The 22,550-nt window shown below is 70.6% G+C and carries 19 protein-coding genes and 1 pseudogene; 13 read left to right on the top strand and 7 right to left on the bottom strand.

What is annotated here, in order from left to right:
• Positions 1-68: 68 nt before the first annotated feature.
• Entirely contained in the window at positions 69-2,732 is a 2,664-nt protein-coding gene (locus KDL01_RS06915) for a DUF4118 domain-containing protein (protein ID WP_307846148.1), read from the bottom strand.
• A gap of 250 nt (positions 2,733-2,982) precedes the next feature.
• Here KDL01_RS06915 and KDL01_RS06910 point away from each other — a divergent pair, with 250 nt between their 5' ends.
• Entirely contained in the window at positions 2,983-4,419 is a 1,437-nt protein-coding gene (locus tag KDL01_RS06910; RefSeq protein WP_212527508.1) for a sodium:calcium antiporter, read from the top strand.
• Between the two features lie 28 nt (positions 4,420-4,447).
• Here KDL01_RS06910 and KDL01_RS06905 read toward each other — a convergent pair whose 3' ends face one another.
• From KDL01_RS06905 to KDL01_RS06895, 3 genes are all read right to left on the bottom strand, one after another.
• Positions 4,448-5,152: a response regulator transcription factor gene (locus KDL01_RS06905; RefSeq protein WP_212527507.1), complete on the bottom strand. Its 705-nt coding sequence runs from the start codon at positions 5,150-5,152 to the stop codon at positions 4,448-4,450.
• 89 nt (positions 5,153-5,241) lie between these two features.
• Positions 5,242-7,719, bottom strand: a complete 2,478-nt coding sequence (locus KDL01_RS06900; RefSeq protein WP_212527506.1) for an amino acid permease — start codon at positions 7,717-7,719, stop codon at positions 5,242-5,244.
• Between the two features lie 276 nt (positions 7,720-7,995).
• A complete protein-coding gene (locus KDL01_RS06895; RefSeq protein ID WP_212527505.1) occupies positions 7,996-8,442 on the bottom strand; it encodes a transposase family protein in 447 nt (148 codons plus the stop codon).
• A 243-nt stretch (positions 8,443-8,685) separates the two neighbouring features.
• Here KDL01_RS06895 and KDL01_RS06890 point away from each other — a divergent pair, with 243 nt between their 5' ends.
• The 3 genes from KDL01_RS06890 to KDL01_RS06880 all read left to right on the top strand — a co-directional run bounded on the left by KDL01_RS06890 (position 8,686) and on the right by KDL01_RS06880 (position 11,924).
• Positions 8,686-9,354: a maltokinase N-terminal cap-like domain-containing protein gene (locus KDL01_RS06890; RefSeq protein ID WP_212527504.1), complete on the top strand. Its 669-nt coding sequence runs from the start codon at positions 8,686-8,688 to the stop codon at positions 9,352-9,354.
• A gap of 741 nt (positions 9,355-10,095) precedes the next feature.
• Positions 10,096-10,260 carry a hypothetical protein gene (locus KDL01_RS06885; protein WP_212527503.1) on the top strand — a complete coding sequence of 55 codons (165 nt, stop codon included), beginning with the start codon at positions 10,096-10,098 and terminating at the stop codon, positions 10,258-10,260.
• Positions 10,261-10,412: 152 nt separating this feature from the next.
• Positions 10,413-11,924 carry a Na+/H+ antiporter gene (locus KDL01_RS06880; protein WP_307846144.1) on the top strand — a complete coding sequence of 504 codons (1,512 nt, stop codon included), beginning with the start codon at positions 10,413-10,415 and terminating at the stop codon, positions 11,922-11,924.
• Between the two features lie 34 nt (positions 11,925-11,958).
• On the opposite strand, the pseudogene KDL01_RS43110 reads toward KDL01_RS06880, so the two are convergent.
• Positions 11,959-12,832: pseudogene (locus KDL01_RS43110) on the bottom strand (cytochrome c oxidase assembly protein).
• Positions 12,833-13,101: 269 nt separating this feature from the next.
• Between KDL01_RS43110 and KDL01_RS06860 the strand changes: the two are divergent.
• The 7 genes from KDL01_RS06860 (at position 13,102) to KDL01_RS06830 (ending at position 17,442) form a co-directional block, all read left to right on the top strand.
• Positions 13,102-13,479, top strand: coding sequence for a GNAT family N-acetyltransferase (locus tag KDL01_RS06860; RefSeq protein WP_212527498.1), 378 nt, complete (start codon positions 13,102-13,104; stop codon positions 13,477-13,479).
• Positions 13,479-13,721, top strand: a complete 243-nt coding sequence (locus KDL01_RS06855) for a hypothetical protein (RefSeq protein ID WP_212527497.1) — start codon at positions 13,479-13,481, stop codon at positions 13,719-13,721. Before KDL01_RS06860 ends, KDL01_RS06855 begins: the two co-directional genes overlap by 1 nt.
• Positions 13,721-14,386 carry an SCO family protein gene (locus KDL01_RS06850; protein ID WP_212527496.1) on the top strand — a complete coding sequence of 222 codons (666 nt, stop codon included), beginning with the start codon at positions 13,721-13,723 and terminating at the stop codon, positions 14,384-14,386. The genes KDL01_RS06855 and KDL01_RS06850 overlap by 1 nt, the downstream gene beginning before the upstream one ends.
• Positions 14,387-14,659: 273 nt before the next feature.
• Complete coding sequence (locus tag KDL01_RS06845) at positions 14,660-14,986, top strand: STAS domain-containing protein (RefSeq protein ID WP_212527495.1); 327 nt, start codon at positions 14,660-14,662, stop codon at positions 14,984-14,986.
• A 55-nt stretch (positions 14,987-15,041) separates the two neighbouring features.
• A complete protein-coding gene (locus KDL01_RS06840) occupies positions 15,042-15,983 on the top strand; it encodes a hypothetical protein (protein WP_212527494.1) in 942 nt (313 codons plus the stop codon).
• Complete coding sequence (locus KDL01_RS06835) at positions 15,980-16,588, top strand: DUF5134 domain-containing protein (RefSeq protein ID WP_212527493.1); 609 nt, start codon at positions 15,980-15,982, stop codon at positions 16,586-16,588. The genes KDL01_RS06840 and KDL01_RS06835 overlap by 4 nt, the downstream gene beginning before the upstream one ends.
• A gap of 212 nt (positions 16,589-16,800) precedes the next feature.
• Positions 16,801-17,442, top strand: coding sequence for a hypothetical protein (locus tag KDL01_RS06830; RefSeq protein ID WP_212527492.1), 642 nt, complete (start codon positions 16,801-16,803; stop codon positions 17,440-17,442).
• On the opposite strand, the gene KDL01_RS06825 is transcribed toward KDL01_RS06830, so the two are convergent.
• Positions 17,395-19,416: a chloride channel protein gene (locus KDL01_RS06825; protein WP_212527491.1), complete on the bottom strand. Its 2,022-nt coding sequence runs from the start codon at positions 19,414-19,416 to the stop codon at positions 17,395-17,397. The genes KDL01_RS06830 and KDL01_RS06825 overlap by 48 nt on opposite strands.
• A gap of 202 nt (positions 19,417-19,618) precedes the next feature.
• Here KDL01_RS06825 and KDL01_RS06820 point away from each other — a divergent pair, with 202 nt between their 5' ends.
• On the top strand, positions 19,619-20,116 hold the full coding sequence (locus KDL01_RS06820) for a MarR family winged helix-turn-helix transcriptional regulator (RefSeq protein ID WP_212527490.1): 498 nt from the start codon (positions 19,619-19,621) through the stop codon (positions 20,114-20,116).
• 83 nt (positions 20,117-20,199) lie between these two features.
• On the opposite strand, the gene KDL01_RS06815 is transcribed toward KDL01_RS06820, so the two are convergent.
• Positions 20,200-20,421 (bottom strand): hypothetical protein, encoded by a 222-nt coding sequence (locus tag KDL01_RS06815; protein ID WP_212527489.1) that lies wholly within the window; start codon positions 20,419-20,421, stop codon positions 20,200-20,202.
• 381 nt (positions 20,422-20,802) lie between these two features.
• On the opposite strand from KDL01_RS06815, the gene KDL01_RS06810 reads away from it, so the two are divergent.
• The gene (locus KDL01_RS06810) at positions 20,803-22,095 is read left to right on the top strand and encodes a polysaccharide deacetylase family protein (protein ID WP_212527488.1); all 1,293 of its coding nucleotides are present in this window, start codon (positions 20,803-20,805) and stop codon (positions 22,093-22,095) included.
• The last annotated feature ends 455 nt before the right edge of the window (positions 22,096-22,550 follow it).

Below are 22,550 nucleotides of genomic sequence, written 5' to 3'. Positions count from 1 at the left end.
AGCACCGCGCGATGGCAGCGTCCTGTGATCAGATCAAGGCGCTGATAGACGGGAGCCTGCGCCGACGATCAGGCGAGTAGTTCCTCGTCCTCGGCGGTGGGCGGCACCGGCAGGGTGCTGGCCGCGGGCAGCGAGACGACCATCGTGATGCCGCCCCCGGGAGTCTCTTCCGGCGTCAGGGTGCCGCCCATCGTCTCGGTCAGGCCGCGGGCCAGCGCGAGACCGAGGCCGACTCCGGTGTCGGCGGAGCGGTCTCCGAGCCGCTGGAAGGGGCGGAAGATCAGGTCCCAGTCGGTGCGCGGGATGCCGGGGCCGCGGTCGATCACGCGGATCTGGACGCTCTGCCCGAGGGCGGAGACGGTGACGGTGATCGGCGAGTCGGTGTGCTCGGCCGCGTTGCCGATCAGGTTCGCCACAACGCGTTCGAGTAACACGGCATCGGCCAGCATCGCCGGGGTGCCCGGCTCGGTGGGCTCCACCGTGACTCGCCCGGCAGCGCGGGGAGTGCTCTCATCGATCGCGCGCGGCAGGATCTCGGCGGCATCGACTGGTTCGAGCCGCGGTTTGACGGCGCCCGCCTGCAGTCGCGAGAGGTCGAGCAGGTTGTCCACCAGCCGGGCGAGCCGGTCGAGGCTCGCGTCCGCGGCGTCGAACAGCTCGCTGCGATCGCCCGGGCTCAACTCGAGTTCCGGATCGCTCAGCGTGCCGACGGCGGCCTTGGCGGCCGCGAGCGGGGTGCGCAGGTCGTGTGAGACGGCGGCGAGCAGGGCCGTGCGCAGTTTGTCGGCGGCGGCCAGGCTCGCCGCCTGAGCGGCCGACTTGGCCAGGCGCCGCCGTTCCAGCGCCGCGGTGGCCTGGGCGGCGAACGCGGCGAGCACGCGCTGGTCGGTGGCGGGCAGGCTGTGACCGCGCAGTGCCACCACCGCGTCCGATCCCGCCTCCACGATCGTGTCGGCTTGCCCGGGGTAGGTGGCGCCGTCCTGCCCGGTGGAGGCGATCACCGTCCACCGCGCGGGATCGTCGCCGTCGTCGGGCAGATGGACTGCGGCATCGATGCGCTGGAGCAAGGCGACCGAGGCCATACCGAAGGTCTCCCGGAACCGATCGAGCAGGGCCGCGATCGCCGAGTCGCCGCGCAGCACCGCCACCGCGAAGGCGTTGAGCGTCTCGGCCTCCGCGGCGGCGCGCGCGGCCTGCCGAGACTGGCGGGCCGCGAGTTCGACGACGGAGGCGACGGTGAGCGCGACGAGGACGAACGCGGCCAGCGCGATCACGTTGTTGGTCCCGCTGATGGTGAAGGTGTGCACCGGCGGCACGAAATAGTAGTTGAGCAGCAGCGAGCTCCACACCGCCGCGATGAACGCGGAGAGCATTCCGCCGAGCCGGGCGATGGCCACCGTGGCGACCAGGAAGATCAGCACTTGGCTGGTCAGGTTCAGGCCGTGCGGCACCTGGGCGAGCACGGCGGTCAGCAGCGGCGGCACGACGAGCGCGGCCACGTGCCCGCGCCAGCGGCCCTCGCCCCACACGGCCTGGCGTAGCGGATTGGGCGGGAGCCAGGCGAGGTGGCGGCGCGGCTCGGCCGGCCGCTCGTGCGTGACCATGTGCACGTCGATGTCGCCGGAGAGCCGGATCGTGGTCTCGCCGATGCCGCTTCCGGTCAGGAACCGGTTGAGGCGGCTGCGGCGGGAGGTCCCGAGTACCAGTTGCGTGGTGTTCTGGGCGCGGGCGAATTCGATCAGCGCGCGCGGCACGTCGTCCCCGACGATGCTGTGGTAGCTGCCGCCGAGCGACTCGACCAGATGGCGCTGCGCGGCCAGCGCGATGGAACTGGTTCCCGTCGCCAGCCCGTCGGAGCGGGCGATGTGCACCGCGAGCAGTTCCGCGCCGGTGCCCCCGGCCCGGGACGAGCGCGAGGCGATACGTGCTGCCCGGCGGATGAGCAGGTCGCCGACATCGCCGCCGGGCAGCGCGACCACGACGCGCTCGCGCGCCTCCCACACCGCCTCGATGCGGTGATCCTCCCGGTAGCGCTGGAGGACCTCGTCGACCCGGTCGGCCACCCACAGCAGGGCGAGCTCGCGCAACGCGGTGAGGTTCCCGACGCGGAAGTAGTTGCCGAGCGCTGCGTCGATCTTCTCGGCGGCGTAGACGTTGCCGTGGGCGAGCCGGCGGCGCAGCGCCTCCGGCGACATGTCGACCAGCTCGAGCTGCTCGGCGGCGCGGACCACCTCGTCCGGGACGGTCTCGCGCTGCGGCACGCCGGTGATGCGCTGGACGACGTCGTTGAGCGATGCGAGGTGCTGGACGTTGAGCGTGGTGATGACCTCGATGCCCGCGTCGAGCAAGTCCTGCACATCCTGCCATCGCTTGGCGTGCCGGCCGCCGGGGATGTTGGTGTGCGCCAACTCGTCCACGAGGGCGACCTCGGGACGGCGGGCGAGGACCACGTCCAGGTCCATCTCGCGAAACTGCCGATCGCGATAGGCGCGCACGGTCGGCGCGACGACTTCCAGCCCTTCGAGCAGGGAAGCAGTCCGTGCGCGCCCGTGCGTCTCGACCAGCCCGACCACCACGTCCGTGCCGCGCTCGGCACGCCGGTGCGCCTCCTCGAGCATCTTGAACGTCTTGCCGACACCGGGAGCCGACCCGAAGTAGATCCGCAGCTTTCCACGCATGATCCGGGCCCCTTCCACCGAGACGGCCGTCACCACGGCGTCCGTGTACCGCACGGGTTCAGCGGTGAGCGCTAAGCCACACTCCCACCCTTGCGCCTGCCTCCTCCCATGTCGAGGCGAGGCCCCGTCCTCGCTCGGATGTGCCCGACCCCCGCCAGCTGCCCGGATCGCCCCGCCTCTGTGCCGATGATCTGGCGTTTTCACAGAGGCGGGGTACTTGCGGCGTCGCTATCATGCGTGGGGTGCGCCCTCGTCATCCCGGGTGAGCGCACGGTGGCGCTTAAGACGGAAAGGGCCGACATCGGTGCCGAGCGGGGTGTGGATCGTCCTGTTCACGCTGGGTACGGCCGTGAGCCTGGCGAGCAGTTACGTCCTGGTCACCCGGCTTGAACGCCTCGGCGAGCGGGCGGGGATGTCGGAGGCGCTACTCGGCATGGTCGCGGCCCTGGCCGCCGACGCCCCGGAGATCACCGCGGCCGTGGTCGCGCTCGCGCACGGCCAGGGGGCGGTCGGTGCCGGCGTCGTGGTCGGGTCCAATGTGTTCAACCTCGCCGCACTGCTCGGCCTCGGCGCTGTGGTGGCCGGGTGGATCGGTCTGCACCGGCACGTGGTGCTGCTCTCGGGCTCCGTCGCGGTGTGGGTGGCGATGGTCTGTGTGCTCGCCGTACTCGGTGTGATCGGCGCGCCGCTCGCGCTGGCTCTCACTTCGGCAGTCATCGCCCCGTACCTGGTGGTGCTCGGACTGAGCCCCGGCGGGCTCCGGTCGCTGCCGATCCCCGCCGGGTGGGCAGAGTGGCTCGCGGTCGCGGTCCACGACGAGGACACCGAGCTCGACGACACGGTCGCAGCCCGCCGCGGAACAGGGCGAGACGCCGTGCTCGCCCTGGTGATGCTGGCGGTGGTCGTGGCGGCGAGCACGGTGATGGAAGCGGGCGCCACCACCCTCGGATCGCGGTTCGGGGTAGCGGACATCGTCACCGGAGGGCTCGTGCTCGCCGTGGTCACCAGCCTGCCCAACGCGGTCGCCGCGGTCTACCTCGCCGCGCGCGGGCGCGGCGCCGCGGTCCTGTCCACCGCACTCAACAGCAACGCGCTCAACGTCGTGGTCGGGCTGCTGCTTCCGGCCACGATCACCGGCATGGGTCCGCGCACCGGCGAAGGGGTTCTGGTCGCAGTCTGGTACGCCGGCCTCACGCTCGCCGCTCTGGCCTTCGCCTATCGAGACCGGGCCCTCACGCGCGCCACCGGAGCCGTGATCATCGGGGGATACCTGGTTTTCGTCGGGGCGCTGCTCGCCGCGGTCTGCGCCCACCGCGTCACTCCCGTGATCGCGCTCGCACCGGCAGGCCTGGTCGGACTCGGCTGCGTCTATGCGCTCATCCGGCCCGCTGCGGGGTCCGCGCCCGGCGGGCACCCGCGGTGGAATCCGACGAGTGTGTGGGCGCTCAGTGCCCTGCTCTGCCTGGCCGTGGCGGTCATCGACGCCGGCACGGGCCGCCGTCTGGTCTTGATGAGCCTGCTGACGATCGGGCCGTGTACGGCTCTGTTCACCGCGCGCTGGCGCCGCACGGCCTCGGTCGCCCTGCTCGCTCTCGGACTCGCCGTGCTGCTCGGCGTCCCCGACGGGGTGTTCGGTACCGATACCCACTATGCGCTGCTCGCTTCGATCGCAGTGGTCGGTCTGTGCACCGTCACCGGAGCCGCGGTGCTCGAGCGCCACGGTGCCAGTCCGCTGGCTTGATCGACCCGGACCGTCCGCGGGGCGCGTTCTACGGCTGGAAGAGGTAGCCTGCGCCGGGCGCGGTGATCAGCTGCCGCGGGCAGGAGGGCTCCGGCTCGAGTTTCTTACGCAGCCTCGCCAGGTGGAAGCGTAAGTTCGCCGGCTGGGACGTGCCGGAAGGACCCCAGACGTGGAGCAGAAGGTCGTGGCCGGAAACGAGCTTGCCCGGGCTTCTGGCCAGGATTTCGAGGATCGCCCACTCCGTCCGGGTCAGGTGAATCCGCTGTGGGACATGGCAGGGGGCATCGGCGCGCCTGGTGACCGTCTTCGCGGCCAGGTCGATGCTGAAGTGGCCGATCAGCACGCTCGCCTCGTCGGTGTGTGCGGGCTCGCTACGCCGCTGCAGGGCACGAAGGCGGGCGATGAGCACGTCGGGGTCGAAGGGCTTTGCCATGAAGCCGTCCGCGCCGGCGTCCAGGGCGCCTACGATGTCGACTGCATCGCTGCGTGCGGACATCGCGAGGATGGCTGCCTTCGACCAGTAGCGTAGGCCCCTGATGATCTCGGTTCCGTCCACGTCCGGCAGAGCCAGCTCGAGGACCACGAGGTCGGGCGGGTGCTGGGCGGCGAACTCCAGACCGATCGCGCCGTCGGCGGCGGTCAGCAGTTCATAGTCGAGTGCTGAGAGTCCGGACCGCAGTGCGTGCAGTACCTGCGGATCGCCGTCGACCACCAGAACGCGTGTCCTCGTCATGCAGCCTCCCGTTCACCTGTACCCCGGCTTCGCGATCTGCGACCTGCGCCGCGGCTCCGGAGTGATCCGGAGCCGCGGCATCGCACGGCTCAGTCTTCGTCCCCGCCCTCGTCGCCCTCGCGCGGCAACAGCCGGTAGGTCGGGTTGGTCATGGCCAGGTAGCCTTCGGTCTCACCGACCATGCCCTCGACCCGGACCCGCGCTCCGGGTTCGATGCCGGCGATCGACCGGCGGCCGAGGAAGACGAGGGTGATGCCGCCGGTCTCGTCGTAGAGCTCGGCCTCGAGCGCGGGGGAGCCGGAGGCCGGGCCGACGTAGACCGAGCGGATTCGGCCCTCGAGGGTGGCGCGGTTGCGCCAGCGCACCTCGCGTACCGTGATCGGCGCGCGCGCCTCGGTGCTCACACCGCCTGCGGGCTGATCCTCCTCGATGAGGCACTCGGTGCCGAGCAGCATCTTCTTGGTGCGCCGTGCGGGCCGGAGCGGCCGGGTGCTCGCGTTGGCCTCTGCGGTATCGGCGCCGGCGCCGCGCGTGGCGCCCGAGGCTGTGGCGCCCTGCATCTCCTCGATCGCCTCGACCACGTCGAAGGGCACGATCATGGCGGCGACGTGCGGGAGCCGTGAGACGGCGCCGGCGATCTTGTCGGCGGTGTGGTCGTGTAGCAGGCGGCTGGTGACGTGGAAGGCGCGGCGCGGCAGCATGAGGGTGACCTCGGTGCCGGTCTCGGCGTGGGTGCGGGCCGCGAGCTCGGCCGCGGCGCGGCGCAGTCTGCGGTCGGGCACCTCGATCACCTCGAGCGGGACGTCCGCGGCGGTCGAGGCGTCCCAGCGCTTGCGCAGGTGTTCGGCGTGTGTGGAGTCGATCATCAGGTGTACGGCGCGCAGGTCGACGGGACGCAGCGAGCGCGCGTAGCGCAGGGCCTTGATGACGGCGAGGTCGACGGAGTCCACGAGCACCAGCACGGTGGAGCGCGCCAGCGTCGGCAGGTTCGCCGAGGCCGGCACGCCCTCGAGCGCCGCCTCCTCCCGGCGGTAGCGCTCGTTGAGCTTGATCAGTGCGAACACGCCGATGGGGAAGATCACCACGACGATCCAGGCGCCCTCGGTGAACTTGAAGACCGCGAAGACGCACACCACGAGTACCGAGGCGACGCAGGCGGTGCCGTTGATGACCAGCTTGACCGTGCGGCGCTCTTCGGCCCGGGTGTAGTGGTACTTGAACATGCCGGCCGAGGCCATGACGAACCCGGTGAACACCCCGATCGCGTAGAGGGCGACCAGTCGGGTGAGGTTGCCGTCCATCGCGATGATCAGTAGGAGGGACAGGGCGGTGAGCACGATGATGCCGTTGGAGTACGCCAGCCGGTGCCCGCGGTGGGTGAACTGGCGCGGCAGGAACGAATCACCCGCGACGAACGAGGTCAGGAACGGGAAACCGCTGAAGGAGGTGTTGCCGCCGGTGTAGAGGATCAGCGCGGTGGCGATCTGCACGAGGATGAACAGGGCGTTGCCGAAGCCCGAATGCCCCCAGATCAGGTGGGTCAGCTGGGCCAGCACGGTCGGGCTGCCGCCGGTGTAGGGCATCGTCTGGGCCTGCCAGGCCAGGATCGAGACGCCCAGGACGAGGGTGCCGAGCGCCGCGACGGTGTAGGTCAGGGTGGTGCGGGCGTTCTTCGCCACGGGCTTTTTGAACACTGATACGCCGTTGGATATCGCCTCCAGGCCCGTGAGGGAGGAGCCGCCGTTGGCGAAGCCGCGCAGCATCGCGGAGACCGCGGCGAAGCTGAGCAGGAACTGGGTGTGCGAGCCGAGGTCGACCACGCCGCCGTAGCTGGTGTCGTGCAGGTTGTTCGCGTGCGGGAGGTTTCCGGTGGCGAGCTCTCCGAGGCCGACGAGCAGCGTGGCGCCGACCAGCAGCAGGTAGATGTAGGCGGGTGTGGCGAAGACGCGTCCGGCCTCGCGCACCCCGCGTAGGTTGCCGAAGGCCATCAGCAGGATGACGCCGACCGAGATCCACAGCGTCGCGCTGGTGATGTCGATGTTGAAGCTCAGGGCCAGCAGCGAGGCGATCGCGTCGGTGCCGGAGGAGACCTGCACCGCGACCGTGACGATATAGTCGATCAGCAGTGCCACCGCGGCGATCTGGGCGATCTTCGGCCCGAACTGCTCGCGCGCGACCACGTAGGAGCCGCCCGCCTTGGTGTAGACGCTCAGCACGTCGCGGTAGCACAGCAGCAGAAGGAACGCGAGCGCGAGGATCACGCCGGTGATCGGCATGATGAGCATGAACGCCAAGGTGCCGAAGTACGGCAGCAGCTGGGTGAGCATCTGCTCCGAGCCGTAGGCGGAGGAGGAGATCATGTCGATGCCCATGATGCCCAGGGCGGTCTTCTTACTCAGCCGCTCCGTGTTCAGTGCTTCGGTGACCAGCGGTTTGCCCAGAACGGCGCGTTTGGCCCGGTAGCCGAGGCTCTCCGGTATCTCCACCGCCGCGGCCGAGCGCGCCGGCGGCTGATCCGATTTGCCGGTCGCCGCCGCGGGCGCCGTGCCCGTCGTCGAGGTGCTCATGTCGTCCGGTAGCCTCTGCTCACTCGTCGAGTCTTCGGGCCGCCAGCCCGCGTCGGTGACGTCGCAACGGAGTCAGGCCGCTGCCACTGTTTTCCTGCATACGGCCCTCACGCGGTACTCACGCCCACGCCAAGGATCGTTCCTACCACCGGGCTCATCAGCGCAGCCAGCCTTCGGAGCACGCCGGAGGCGAGAAAATTCGCAAGAAGAAGTGAGTTAAGCACACTAAAGCGGCCTCTCCGCCAGGGCCCCGGGAAGTTCCGACGAAGCGGCGCATCACCCCCTGCGGGCGCAGGCCCTCGCGCGACGGGGCGCCTCGCGCTCTGTGGCGAGGTACTCGGGGACCTTCGCCATCCCCGCCCGTTCGAGCCGGTGGGTGACATACCGCCCCACCGCCTCGAGCTGTTCGCCGGGTTCGACCACGGCGAGCAGGGCACGGAACGTACGCTCACTCGGCGTCCGGATCCGACCGGAATATCGTCCGCGCTCCAGCCCGAACCGCGCGCACTGGTGCTCGGTCAGGTCCGCCGACCATTGCGCGATCGCGGTGAACCCGTTCGCATCACAGGTCACCGCACACGCCGCCAGGGCCAGGACAGCGGCGAGGGGATAGTGCCGACCGAAGCGCGAGCGCGGATCGGTGACACGGGCGAGTGCGGCGAGCAGCCCTTCGGCCGCCGTGTCGACCACCTCGTCGACAGGCTTCCCCGCCGGGCGCTTCATCCGCGATGATAGGGCAGCGGGCACGGGACCTCCGCAGGTCGGAGACGTCAGCAATCCCTGATTCTGCGAACCCGTGCCCTCATGTCAAAACGCTGTAGATGTTATGCAGGCGGCCTGGCCTGACGTCACGTGCCGCCGGTGGTTCCCGGGACTCTGCCGTCCGAACCGGCTGGTAGGGCGCATCTCCTGGGTGCGCGACTGACACAGGACAAGTACGTACGTGTAACGGGAGGTACCACCGGCATGGCGCTCATCCACCACACCACCGTCAAGCCCTCGAAGGTCGAGCTTCTCGCGGGCTGGCTGCCCACGCGTCCCTGGTACCGCGGCGATGCGGGCTCGCTGACGCCGACACTGGTGAAGTCCGGCGGCTTCCGGCTGGACGATCCCGAGGGCGAGGTCGGCATCGAGTTCATGGTGGCCACCGACACGTCGTCGAGCGAACCGGTCGCCTACCTGGTGCCACTGACCTACCGCGGTGCGCCGCTCGATGGGGCCGAGCACGCGCTGATCGGCACGATGGAGCACGGGGTGCTGGGCAAGCGCTGGGCGTACGATGGATGTCAGGACCCTGTGTTGATCGCCGAACTGCTGTCGCTGTTCGAGGGCAGGGCGCAGGCCGTGGCCCAGTCCATCAGCGACACGCTCGACCACGAAGTGATCCGCTCCTACGCCGGCGCACCGCTCACTTTGAGCGGCTTCACACCCGCGCCGACCGACGACCGCGACGGCACCCACGTGCCGACGCCGCACGGCACGATCCTCCACGTGCACCGGCTCCTGAGCCCGGCTCCCACAGGGCACCCGCCGCGGCCCGAGGACGACGCCGTCGTCGGCTACATCTCGCGCAGCTGGAACGCACCCGACGGCAATGACGTGGCCGCCGTCTTTATGACCATTCGCACCGCCTGAATCCGGCGAGCCGGCGTCAACCCCAGGGCCGTCGTGGGGGCCTACGCGCCCCGCGATCGCGCTGCACGCACCCGTCGAACAGCCAGGCCAGGCGATCACTGATTCTGCGACCCTGCGCCCCATGCCAAAACGCGCATACATGTCCCCAAGCGACCTGACCCGTCGTTACGGCACCATCCGGAAGTTCCCGGGCCCAGCCTCTGCGCGGGTTCAGGCGATCTCGCGTGGCGACCGACTCGGCGGTCATCTACCAGAGGTACGGCTGCGGCGCAGGTGGAATGGTCCATTCGCCTATGTTCGGTGAGATCGAAAGATTGGATCTTCGCCCTCTCGTCCTTCCGATTGCGAACTGGTGGCCTCACCTGTTCCGCGGCAGGGAGAGGCTGGGTTCTGAGGTTGATTCGATAGCGCAAGAAAGGCGCGTGGACGGTGGAGCGCAAAGCGCCGCGGAACGATGACGGCAGTCGGTCTGAGAACTCGAGGATCGAGTCGAACAGGTTGTCGAAGCGACGGATGCTGGTTTCGCAGGCGGACTGCTGCTGTTTGCGTTCGGCCCTGCGGGTTCGATCACCACGGCGACGATTCTGCGATGTCGCCCGTTGGAGCGGGCAGCGCGTCCGCGGCGGCCAGCGGTCCACCGCCTTCCCTTTCGTCCGCCGGTGACCGGCTCCTACAGTACACGGAGGGGGTGAGCGAGACCCGAGACCGGCAGGGCGCGCTCTACCCGCTGGCTCAACGGGCTTGCTGCGTGAACCCGACCCGGGGACGGCACTCGAGGCGATCCGGCGCGACCTTTCCGCGTACGCGCACGGCCCGCTGACCGACGCCGCCGCGTTGCTCCTGCTGCGCTACCGCGATGTGCGCGACGGTTTCGGGTGGAACGGCGCGGGTGTGAGCATCCCGTGAGAATTATCCGCCGGGTGTCTGCGCGCGTGCGGCTAGAATCGCTCGTGGTGTGCCGGGAAGCTCTGGTCGGCTCGGGTCCGCGGTCGTAAGAGAACCGTCAGGAACCGACGGTGCGATCGGGGTGTGTCGAGGTGCGTGGCGCAGGGACAGTGGTGGCGCTGGTGGTACTGGCGACCTGTGTGGCGACGTTCGCGGGGCGTCTGCGTGTTCCGGCGCCGTCCTTGCTGGTGCTCGCCGGGCTCGGTGTGGCGCTGGTTCCCGGGTTGCCGACGGTGCGGGTGAGTCCCGAGATCATCGCGACGGTCGTGCTGCCTCCGCTGCTGTACGCCTCGGCCAAGGAGATCTCGGCGCGGGATCTGCGGGCGATGTGGCGGCCCCTCGCGGGTCTCGCGCTCGGACTGGTGGCGGCCACGGCGGCGGGCGTGGCGGGTCTCGCGCTCGCGATTACGTCGCTGAGCGTTCCGATGGCGTTCGTGCTCGGTGCGGTGCTCGCCTCGACCGACCCCGTCGCGGTCACCGCGCTCGGGCGCACGCTGCCCCTTCCTGCGCGCATCCAGGCTCTCGCGCAGGCCGAGAGCCTGTTCAACGACGCCACCTCGCTCGTGCTGTTCCAGGTCGCGGTCGGCCTCGCCGCCGGGTCCAGTACAGCGGACTGGGCGGGTGCAGGCTGGCGTTTCCTCGTCTTGGCCGTGGGCGGCGCGGGGATAGGGGCCGTGGTGGCCGGCATCGTCGTCGCAGTGCGTGCGCGGGCGGCCGATCCCATACTGCACACCGTGTTGGCGCTCGTTACGCCATATGCCGCCTATCTGCTGGCGCAGGCTGTGGGTGTGTCCGGCGTGACCGCGGTGGTGGTGGCAGGCGTCGTGCTCGGCAGCACCGGGCACAAGATCACCGACGCGCGCACGCGCTTGCAGGTCGGTGCCGTCTACGACGTGGTGGTGTTCCTGCTCGAGTCCGTGGTCTTCGCGCTCATCGGCCTTCAACTGCCCGCCCTGGTGCGCGATCTGCCCGTGGGCAGCGGGTGGTGGCCGCTGCAGGCCGGCGCCCTGGCGGTCGCGCTCATCGGGATCAGGTTCATCTGGGTGCGCCCGACGGTTTCGCGGGCCGCGCCCACGCGCGCCTACCCGGCGTGGCCGCTCACCCGTGTACTGGTGTGGGCCGGCACACGGGGAGTGATGCCGTTGGCCGCGGCCCTCGCCATCCCGCTCACGAGCCAGGACGGCCGGGTGATCGCGGATCGGCCGCTCGTGCTCGTGTTGACCACCGCAGTGGTCGCGGCCATGTTGATCGTGCAGGGTTTCTCCCTCGCGCCGGTGGTGCGTTCCTCCGGCCTCGCGGTGGATCCCGTGCGCATCGCCGAGAAGGAGCGCGCGGCACGCGTCGTGCTCGACGAGACGGCGCTGGCCTTTCTCGACGCGGTCGAGCAGGATGCCGAGGCCGGCAACGCCACCGTCGAGGGTCTGCGCCGACGCTACGCGGCGCGGCTCGATGCACACACCGACGAAGCCCGGTCCGATACCGGCTACGACCGGCTGCAACGCGCGATCATCGGCGTGCAGCGCGCGGAACTGCGCAGGCTGCGCCGTGAGGGCGGCATCGGCGACGGCATGGAGCGCCGCCTGCAGCATGAGCTCGACCGGGCCGAGGCCGCGCTCGACCGGTGACCCGGCCCCGGCCGCCGCGGGCGATCGCGCGTCGCTACCGGTCCGGCGGCGAGGTGGCCACGCCGGCCCAGTCCGAGCCCGCGGCGGACAGTTCGGCGAGGTAGCGGTTGTAGGCGGTCAGTTCGGCGTCGCCGTCCCGGTCGGCCGCGCGGTCGGTGCGGCGCGCCACCCGTTGTTCGCTGCGCATCCAGCGCGCGGCCATGACCAGCAGCATGATCAGGGTGGGGATCTCGCCGAACGCCCACGCGATCGCTCCCGCCGTGCTTTGGTCCGCCAGCGGTTCGATGCCCCACTGCTGGGGCGGGTGAGCGAAGAAGGGGGTGACGAGGCTGGTGGACATCATCACCGTGATGCCGAAGAAGGCGTGGAAGGGCATCCCGACCGTGAGTTCGAGCATGCCGATGACGGGGTGGGGCTTGCGCGGAGCCGGATCGACGCCGAGCAAGGGGAAGTAGAAGAGCGATCCCACGGCGACGAAGTGGCCGAGCATCAGGTCGTGTCCCCACCACGTGCTCATCAGCGTGTCGAAGAGCGGGGTGAAATACAGCCCGTACAGGCTCGCGATCAGCAGCGGGAGCGTGAAGAACGGCGAGGTCACGAAGGCGGCGCAGCGCGAGTGCAGGAGCGCCAGCAGCAGTTCGCGGGCGCCCGTGCGTCCGTGGCCCGCCGGGCACAGCGCGCGTAGGGCGACGGTGACCGGGCCCCAAACAGCAGCGGGATCGGGGCGAGCATGGACAGCGTCATGTGCTGGATCATGTGGGCGCTCAACAGTTCCATCCTGTACCCCCGATCCCCGTGGCGGTCAACGCGAGCACGCACACGAGTCCGAGGCCGAACGCGATCGTCCGTCCGACCGGCCACGCGTCACCGCGGCGGCGGAGCCGGAACACCGCACCGCCGTAAAGCATCGCCGGAGCAGGCACAGGACGGGGAAGACGGGCAGCGGCTGCGGATGCCAGTCCAGCAGATGCGCCAGGCTCGGCGGCGCCGTCGGCATCCAGCCCGGCCCGCTCATCCCCGCCATGTGTGCGCCCGGCTGACCCATGGCCGCCTTACCTTTCCCCGATCCGCCCCGAGGGGTATTGTCGTGACTGCAAGCATTGCATAGTGCAATACCGTGTGGCATGTCGGGGTGGTGTGCCGGGAAGGGTGATCCGGCAGCGGCCGGGTGGTGAATGTGCGGGAGATCCGTGCGCAGCACGAGGAGAACCGGTACAGCGCCTTCATCGACGGCGAGTTGGTGGGCCACGCGGCGTGCCTGCGGATCGGTGATGCCGTCGCGGTGCCGCACGTCCAGGTCGAGCCGGCGTTCCGTGATCTCGGAGTGGGCTCTGAGCTGGCCCGGAGTATGTGTCGGGATGCCCGTGCGCTCGGGTTGCGGGTGCTGGCGCTGTGCCCGTTCATGCGCCGCTGGGGTCAGCTGCACCCGCAGTATGGTGACGTGCTGCACGCTCCGCGCCCCGGTGAGGTGGCCGCGATCGCCCCGTTCGTCAAGGCGGCGGAGTTCCGCGAGAGGCAGCGGCTGCGCGCCGCGGATCCCGGGCACGCCCACTGATGGCCGAACCGCTTGAATCGGCAGGGTGCAGTGTGCAAGAAGACGGGGCGGATGATGCGGACACGCTCGCACCGGCGCGGGGCAGCCGTGCGCCCCGCGCCGGCGCGTCGCTTTGGGCGACCGCCGGGCTGTGGCTGGCGCTGATCGCCCTGACGGCGGCGACCGTCGTGGTGGTCAAGGTCGGGCTCGCTCCCGCGCCGCGCCGGGCATTGCCGCACCGGGGACGGGTGTGGGAACGGTGATGGACGAGGCGCTGCCCGCGCGGATCGCGCACCTGCCGCTGGTCGACCAGGACGGGCACCCCACCGACCTCGCCGCCTTCCACGGCAAGGCACTGATGATCTCGGACACGATGACGCTGTGCCAGGAGACCTGCCCCCTCGACACCGCCAACCTGGTCCAGACCGCTCGTGACCTGGACGCCGACGGGCTCGGTGCGAAGGTGGAGTTCCTGACCGTCACCATCGACCTGGTGCGCGACACGTCCGCGCAGCTTTCCGCCTACCGCGGCCTGTACCGGCCCGCGCCCTCGAACTGGGCAGCGCTGACCGGCAGCGCGTCCGCAGTCTCAGCACTGTGGAAGTATCTCGGGGTCTACATCCAGAAGGTCGCCGAGGGCACGCCCGCGAGTGTGAACTGGCGCACCGGGCAGGTGCTGACCTACGACCTCGACCACTCGGACGAGGTCTTCTTCCTTGACGCGAGCGGGGTCGAGCGGTTCCTGATCGAGGGGATGGGGCACATCGCGGCGGGCACGACGGTGCCGAAGACGATGGCGTCGTATCTCGACGCGCAGGGCCTGGCCAACCTGCGTGCGCCGGCGTCGGACGGCTGGACCGTACCGCAGGGCCTCGACGTGCTCTCCTGGCTGCTCCAACGCCCGATCCCGCAGGCGGGCACCTCATGACCCGCCGCCCCGCAGACTCGCGAAGGCCGTGCTCAAAGCGCCCTCGCGGCTCTACGACGTGCATGGCGGATGGCTGCCTCGCCGACTACGAGCGGCGCAACCGCATCGGCGGGGCGCTGGTGCGGTGTGTGCTGAGCCGTCTGCTCGGCTGGCGCTACGACGGGAGCGATACGGCGCGCACACGGTTGGCCGGGCAACTGCCCTTCGTCGCCCTTCCGTCCGATCGCTCCGTCGGCCACGCCGCACTTCGCGGGCACGGGACGGCCGTTGTCGATGTCCGTCACCGCCCTCGGCGAGACGACGCGCCTGATCGAGTTGAGCGGCGAACTCACCGGCCGCGTCGCCGAGAGGGTGATCGCACAGGCCGACCCGTACCTGGCCCGCGGCTCGATCATCGTGCTCGATATCGGCATAGTCGAGTACGTCGATGCCGCCGGGTTTCACGCCCTGATCGTGCTCGCGCGCCTCGCCCGCGCCCGCGGCGCCCGGATGGGCCTGACGCATCCGTCCCCGGCGTCACGCTGGCTCATACGCCGCATCGGCGCCGACCGCGTCATCGACGTCCACGACGACGCGGTCGCCGACGCCCTCGAACGCTGATATCGCCCCGGCTCCCGTTCCGCCACCCGATGAGAGGTCGATCATCGATACCGCCGTGCTGCGCGAGCGCCTGCAGACCGCCCTGGCCGGGCTGTGGCTGCTCGACGGGCTGCTGCAACTGCAGCCCTACATGTTCACCGAGAACTTCGCCCACCAGACCCTGTCCGCCGCCGCCGACGGCAACCCGGCCTGGGTCGCGCACGCCGTGACCTGGTCCACCGGCCTCGTCGCGGGCCACCCGGTCGTCGCCGACACCTGCTTCGCCCTCGTCCAGATCGCGCTCGGCCTCGGCATCGCCCACCCGCGCACTCGCCGCGCCGCGCTCGGTGCCTCGGTCGTCTGGGCGGGAGGCGTGTGGCTGTTCGGCGAGGGGCTCGGCGCCCTGCTCTCGGGCCAGGCGAACCCACTGACCGGCGCACCCGGCGCCGCCGCACTCTACGGTCTGGCCGCGATCCTGCTCTGGCCCGGTACCGCTCCCGGCTCAGCGCCTTCTGGGGAGTTTCCCGCGGCCGGGCTGCTTCGCGCGCGCCACGCGCGGATGGTGTGGAGCACGCTGTGGCTCGGCCTGGCCGCCTTGACCCTGCTGCCGGCCAACCGCGCGCCGGGCGCTTTCGTCGCGGCCATGACCGGCGGCATGATGACCGTGGGCGAGCCGCAGTGGTACACCGCGCTGCAAGACCACCCGGCCCACCTCACCCTCGGCCACGACCTGGCCGTTGCGCTCGTGCTCGCCGCGCTCCTCGCGCTCGTGGCGGCCGCACCGTGGGCACCCGATCTGCGGATCGCCCGAGCCGGAGTGGCACTCGCGATGATCGTCGCACTGGCCTACTGGGTGTGCGGCGAAGCGTTCGGGATGCCGTTCACGGGTATGGCCACCGACCCGAACTCAGGCCCTTTGCTCGCACTGCTCGCGCCCGCGTATCTGCCCGCCTCGCCAGAGCTCGCCACGGCACCGGCGACCGCGGCCGCCGCCCGCCCCGAAGGAGCCACCGCGTGACCGCCCCCGCCTTCCTGCCGACTCTCTTGAGCGTCCTGCTCATCGCCGCGGCGGGGTATACGCTCTGGCGCCTGCTGGTTTCCCCGGTCCTCGGACTCGCGAACGACATCGAGGCCGACGCGCCGCTGCCGCCCGCGGGCATCGCCACCGCCGGGCTGCTCTCGAACTGGGCCCACACCTTGCCCCGGGCCCCGTGGACGGCGCTGTTCGCAGCCGCCGGATGCTACTTTGCCGCCCGCGCGGTGTCCGTGCGCGCCGACCCGCGGCGGCGTGGCAGGGCAGCGGTGCACGCCTGCGGATGCGCGATCCTCGTCTACGCGTTCCTCTCCGGGGTCGGGCCGTCGAGCGTGCACGGCTCGACGGCCGGGCAGTATGTCATGGCCGGGATGCCCGGCATGATCGTCGATTCCACGATCGCCTTTCCCGCCCTCGGGCTGGCCTGTGTCGGGGTGATGGCGTTCTACGCGGTCTGCGTCGTCGCACGGCTGAGCCCCGCTGGCGTGGCCGCCGGTTCGCGTGCGGCCTTCGCGCCGCTCAGCGTGGAGATCTGCCGAGTCTTGATCGCGTTCGCGCTCGTCTATGCGATCTTGTCCATGCTGGTTTGAGACGCCCCTGTGCCGAGCCGAAACACGCGTCAGTGCCCGTTGGCACGGGCACTGACGTCCGCCAGGGCCGCGCCGACGAGGTCGGCGAGCGCAACCGCGGCCCGGCGCGCCTGGACGCCGGGCGTCGCGGCCGGCACAGGCTTGAGGACGAACCGGCCGCGGACCTCGCCTCGGTGACGGGCCGGTAGGTCCAACGGCGTGTCAGGGAAGCCGTGTTCCTCGACATCCCAGCGGGCCCGGCCCCAGCGCAGCACACCGTCCGGCTGGAGCCGAAGGCCACAGTGCCGTACAGAGCCCGGATCGAACTGGCAGCTTCGCAGCAGGAGAATGGCGTTGAGCTGGACCGTGACCTGGGCGATGACCTCGGATGCCGGACGGCCGGCGGCGACGAGTCCGGCGGTGGACTGCACGACGGCGAGCAACGTCCCGTCTACGGCGACCGTGCGATCACGGCGTCCCGCGGCGGTCGCCGCCTCGCTCGCCGTGCAGCCGGCCACCTACACGAGCACCGCGGTCTGCACGTCGGCCTGATCCGCGATGCTCGGCCGTCGATAGGGCGCGGCGAGAACAGATCCAACCACCACGCGACCCCGATCGCGGCCAGGCGCCCGGCGAGCCTGTCGCCCAGCGCCGCGACCGCCGCCACCACGACCAGGAGACCGAATGCCGCGTCGGTGGCGGCGATCGTCGCACGCACCGGAATGATCACCGCGCACGCGGCAAGAGGCGCGATCAAGGCGGCTGTCAGGGCGACGGCCGCGCGGCGTCGGTTCGGCAACCCGTTCACCTGGCCGTTGCCCGCTTCGTCAGACGTCGTCGACGATTGCGGCTACATCGGCGCGCTCGCCGGCTGACGGGCCGTCCGGCTGCCGCCTGGCCAGGATGTTGACGCGGTCTCCGGCGGTGAGGGGGTGTGCGGGGTCGGCTTCGCGCAGCGCTCCGCGGTGCAGGAGCGAGACCGGCACGTGTCCGATGGGCCAGGCCACCGTGCCCAGTGTGCTCCCGACCAGGGGGGAGTGCTCCTCGACCAGGACTTCGAGGATCTGGTAGCCGGTGAGCGGGTTGGGTGAGGCGTCGGCCGTGGTGGGCTGGGCGGCGGCGGTGAGGTCGGCTTCGAGTTCGGCGCGGCTGGTGGCAGCGCCGATGGCGCCGAGGTCGCGGGCGATGGCGTGGATGGCGGAGGCGTTGGTGATCCAGCCCTCGACGGTGGTGCCGTCGGGGGACAGGACGGGCAGTCCGTCACGGCCGTAGAGCATGAGCTGGCGTAGCGCCTGGCTGAGCGATTCGTGGGCGTAGAGGGCCTGGGGGGTGTGTTCGTGGATGACGGGGCCGGATAGCGCGGCGTCGGTCTCGGCCGGCTGGGTGGGCAGGTGCCCGTTGCCCGCGACGTTCACCGGGGTGGGCAGAGGGCGCATGGCGTCGGCGAGCTTGACGTCGGCCAGGGCGCGCCAGGGGGTGGTGCGGTCTAGGTCGGTGCCGCGTCGCAGGAGCTTGGTTGTGTAGATGGTGCCGTAGCTGACGCCGCGTGAGACGGTGGTGGCGATCGCGACGGCGAGCATGACCGGGAGGGTGAGGGTGAAGTCCCCGGTCATCTCCAGGACGCTGGCGAGGGAGGTGAGCGGGGCGCGTGCGGCGGCGGTGAAGACCGCGCCCATCGCGACGGCGGCGTAGAGGGCGGGGGGCCCGGCGGCGGGGCCGAAGGCGTGGTCGGCGATGACGCCGAACGCGGTGCCGGACATGACACCGAGGAAGAGGGAGGGGGCGAACACGCCCCCGGAGCCGCCGATACCGAGGCTGACGCTGGTGGCGAGCATCTTGCCGAACACGAGCAGGATCAGGAACCACAGGGTGTACCCGCCGGCGATCGCCTGGTACATGACGGGGTATCCGACGCCGTAGAGCTGTGGGACGGCGAGCAGGATCAGGCCGAGCAAGACGCCGCCGACCGCGGGGCGGGCCCACTCGGGCCGGTTGCCCCACCAGGCGTCGCCGAGGTCTTCGATCTTGTACAGGACGGTCTTGAATCCGAGTCCGACGAACGCGGCGATGACGGCGAGCGCCGCGATGAGCAGGTAGTTCGCGGGGTGTTGTAGGGCGATGGTGTCGGGGAAGCCGGTCAGGAACCGTCCGGAGCCGAGGATGGGCTCGGCCACGGCGTCGGCGAGCATCGCGGAGAGCATGACCGGGAACATCGCCTCCACGGAGAAGGCGCGCAGGATGATCTCGACGCCGAAGAACACACCGGTGATCGGGGCGTTGAAGGTGGCCGAGATGCCGCCGGCGGCGCCGCAGGCGACCAGGATGCGCAGCCGGTTCTCGGGCATCTTGATCTTCTGGCCGAGGCTGGAGGCGAGCGCGGAGCCGATCTGCACGATCGGGCCCTCGCGTCCGACCGATCCGCCGGTGGCGATGCACAGCGCGGAGGCGAGCGCCTTGACCACGGAGACCTGCGGGCGGATCCGGCCGCCGCTGTCCGCGACCGCGATCATGACCTCGGGCACGCCGTGGCCGCGCGCCTCGCGCGCCCACCGGTAGATCAGCGGCCCGTACAGCAGGCCGCCGGCCACGGGTATGACCACGAAGAACCCGACGCCCAGCCAGGGCAGGTGCGTACTCGCGACCCGCCCCTGCTGCCCGAACTCGGTGTGGCCGGTCGCGAGCCAGGTGAACGAGGAGATCAGGTACCGGAACGCCACCGCGCCCAACCCTGCCCCGACCCCCACGAGGAGCGCGAGCAGGAACAGCCCGCCCTGGGAGGAGCGCAGGTACCCCGCCGCCGTAGCGCCGCGCGAACGGCTCGGCCGAGCGTCCGCAGTCGCCTGTGCCATCTTCGTCCTTCCCGAGACCGACTCCGCGTCGTGCATCGACGGCACATCGCGACCGCGCCCGACGAGCGCCGCATGTATTGCAGTATGCAATGATTATAGGAGCGGGCGCGCCGGGTGTGCAAAGCAGGATGGATGCGGTCACGGCGGACGCGGTGGCCGTGTTGGGTTCGCTCTCACAGCTCGGGCCCGGTACAAAGGACGGGTGTCGATCCCCACCGGGCGCTTCGCAGGCGGTGCCGACGACCCCGAGCGGGTGGTCGCGGCATTGCTCACTGCATCGCGCCTGCTCGTCGCCATCGCCGCGAAATCGCTGGCCGCGGTCGAGGAGACGCTCACGCTGCCGCAGTACCGCCTCCTGGTCATCCTCGACTCCCGCGGCCCCTCCAGCCTCGCGCGCCTGGCCGAGGCGCTGGACGTCAACCCGTCCACCGCGCTGCGCATGGTCGAGCGGCTCACCGCGGCGGGCATGCTCGAGAAGGCGACCAACCCGGCGCGCCGCCGTGAGGTGCAGTTGCGCCTGACCGGGACCGGCTGGCAGACCGTGCGCGAGGTCACCGAGGCCCGGCGGACCGAACTCTCCCGCATCGTCGCCGCCATGCCGGCCGAGGAGCGCGGCCGGCTCGTCGCCGCGCTCGAGGCGTTCACCGAGGCCGGGGGAGAAACCCCCGAGCATCTGCCGGTCCTGCCCGGCTGGCACTGACTCGCGCCGCAGCCCACGCCGGCCTTTCTCCACATGTGGAGGATGAATGGCCTGGCCCCGCCGGTGGCCGCCGGGATGCGCACTCAGCCCTGCTCGGGCCCCGCGCCGCCTGCCTCCTCGGCACCCGCCTGGTTCCTGTTCTCTATCCCGCCGCGCCCGTGCGTCCGCAGCCGCTCGAGTTCGCGGCGCACTGCCGCGATGGCGAGGCGCGATGCGCGCAGCAGCGCCTCGGGGTCCACGTCATCGGCCGCTTCGCCATCGTCGTCAGAACGACGGGGCTCGCCAGACTGATGATCCACGTCCACCTCTCCCGAGGGCCGTTCCACCAGACCCCTCCGCATCTTTGCATAGCGCACCTATCCCGCCGCACCCGCGGGGCCACACGCCGCCCGAGAGAGCAGGTCGTCGGACCGCGCGCGGCGGCGCGACTGGACGTGAGACCCGACGTGACCAGCCGCCCCCGCCCTCCAGGCCGGACCGGACGGCCCGACCACACCGCGTCGTCACCTTGGCGCCTCGCCCGACTGGCTCAGCGTGGCGTTCGATACTGCGTCAAACGAGCGACTTATAGTGCTCTGTGCAAGATATGGGGGTAGGCACGCTATGTACATCACTGATGAGGCGATCGTCGGCGTCGGCCGCGTGCCGCGCTCTTCGGACGCCGTGAGCATGTCTGAGGGCAGATCATGGGTATCTCGCGCAGGAACATCGTGATAGGCGGCGCCGCGTCGATCGCCGCGGGCGTCGTCGGGGCGCAGGAGGCCACCCGGTACCTCACCGGGGACGACGCGGCGCGCGGTCCGGCCGAGCGCGTGGCCGCGCGCTCGGCCGGGGTCGGGCGGGCGCAGGCGCGGCCGGCGCGGTTGATCGGGGACGGCTCGACCTCCGACACCGGGGCGCAACCGCAGCCGTTGCCGCTCAAGCCCGAGCGGCTGGCGCCGGGCGAGCGTCCGCCGCAGTTCGTGGTCTTCTCCTGGGACGGGGCCGGTGAGGACGACAAGAAGCTGTTCTCGCACTTCCGGCAGGTCGCGCAGGAGACGAAGGCGACCATGACGTTCTTCCTGTCCGGCATCTACATGCTTCCGCGCAGCCAGCGGATGCTCTACGCCCCGCCCGGCAAGCCGTTGGGCGCCTCGGCGATCGGCTACCTCGACGACGACCATGTCAAAGCCACGATCCAGCAGACGGGCGCGGCGTGGTTGGAGGGCCACGACATCGGTACGCACTTCAACGGCCACTTCTGCGACTCGAGGGGTGTGGGCACGTGGAGCCCGCAGCAGTGGCGCAGCGAGATCGACCAGGCCGTGGACTTCGTGCACACCTGGCGCACCAACACCGGCTTCCACGACGTCGAGGCGCTGCCGTTCGACTACTCGAAAGAGCTCGTCGGAGGGCGCACGCCGTGCCTGCTCGGCCAGGACCAGCTGCTGCCCACGATCCGGGAGCTCGGCTGGCGCTACGACGCCTCCAACCCGGGCGGCCTGCAGATCTGGCCGGCCAAGCGCCAGGGCATCTGGGACTTCCCGCTCCAGTCCATCCCGCTGGTCGGCACGAAGTACACCGCGCTCTCGATGGACTACAACATCATGTACAACCAGATCGGCCCCGACCCGGACGCCGGCAGTGCGCTCAAGCGGCCGTTCTGGACGAAACAGGCCACGGACTCGTACATGGCCGGCTTCCACCGCGCCTACACCACGAACCGGGCGCCGTTCTTCATCGGCAACCACTTCGAGGACTGGAACGGCGGGATCTACATGACCGCCGTCGAATCGGCACTGCGCCAGATCGCCGCCTACCCGGACGTGCGCCTCGTCTCCTTCCGCCAACTCGCGGACTGGCTCGACGTACAGGACCCGACCGTCCTCAAGAAGCTGCGCTTCCTCGACCCGGGCGTCGCACCGCAGGACTGGCGCGACTACACGACCCCGGCACCTCCGGGCAAAGCCGCCTCGGAGGCTCCTGCCGCAACAGCTTAGTGGCCCGGCAGGCCTCGGCACGGCATCAGCCCCTGTACGAGGCGGGGGCGCACGAACCCCGCAACATTGCGACGACCGCTCGATTCCGCCGCTGTGTCCAATGTAGAGCCGAGGCCACGTAGAGCCCTCAGCATCTTCGCCGCGCGCATAGGCGGACAGATGTTTGGCGCCACCGCGAGGGCGATCACCGGCTTGGGCTTGAACACGAACTCTCCGACTCTGTGGAACCGGCGTCACACACGCCCGCGGGCTGTCGGACCGCAAGCGGGTCCGGAGCCGCGAAAGGGCCCAGCGCCGGGAGGTCGGGTCACCCGGTGGCGATCGGGATTGGGTGCAGGTCTTGGCCGGGTCTAGGGATCTGCGGTTGTAGGCAGAATCTGGTTCTTGTAGCGAGCAAGGTGGTTGCGTTGGTAGTCGCGGGCTTCGTGGTAGGCCCAGTAGGCGTCGAAGTCGCC

The organism is Actinospica durhamensis (assembly GCF_018139695.1).
In the GTDB taxonomy this organism is placed as follows: Bacteria; Actinomycetota; Actinomycetes; order Streptomycetales; family Catenulisporaceae; genus Actinospica; species Actinospica durhamensis.
The sequence above is the reverse complement of the archived record's forward strand: the minus strand, read 5'-3'. Positions and strand labels throughout refer to the sequence as shown.